The organism is Duganella levis, assembly GCF_009857605.1.
Taxonomy (GTDB): domain Bacteria; phylum Pseudomonadota; class Gammaproteobacteria; order Burkholderiales; family Burkholderiaceae_D; genus Rugamonas; species Rugamonas levis.
Genome location: NZ_WWCT01000096.1, coordinates 1 through 269, shown reverse-complemented (window position 1 = coordinate 269; position 269 = coordinate 1). Strand labels below are relative to the sequence as shown.

The window sequence follows — 269 nt, the reverse complement described above, 5'->3', positions numbered from 1 at the left end:
GTAGGGCTGGTTGGACTCGAACCAACGACCCCCGCGTTATCAACACGGTGCTCTAACCAGCTGAGCTACAGCCCCAATATTTGCTGTTCTTTTATTGTCTACAGTCGATAAGTGTGAGCGCTTGAAAGTGATTCCGAAGAATCCTGCAAACTCTAGAAAGGAGGTGATCCAGCCGCACCTTCCGATACGGCTACCTTGTTACGACTTCACCCCAGTCACGAATCCTACCGTGGTAAGCGCCCTCCTTGCGGTTAAGCTACCTACTTCTG

The 269-nt window shown here is 51.3% G+C and carries 1 tRNA gene and 1 rRNA gene; both read right to left on the bottom strand.

Annotated elements, in window-relative coordinates:
• Nucleotide 1 precedes the first annotated feature (1 nt).
• Nucleotides 2-75, bottom strand: a tRNA-Ile gene (locus tag GTP69_RS30955).
• 81 nt (nt 76-156) lie between these two features.
• Nucleotides 157-269: ribosomal RNA gene (locus GTP69_RS30950) — 16S ribosomal RNA — on the bottom strand; the annotation flags it as partial.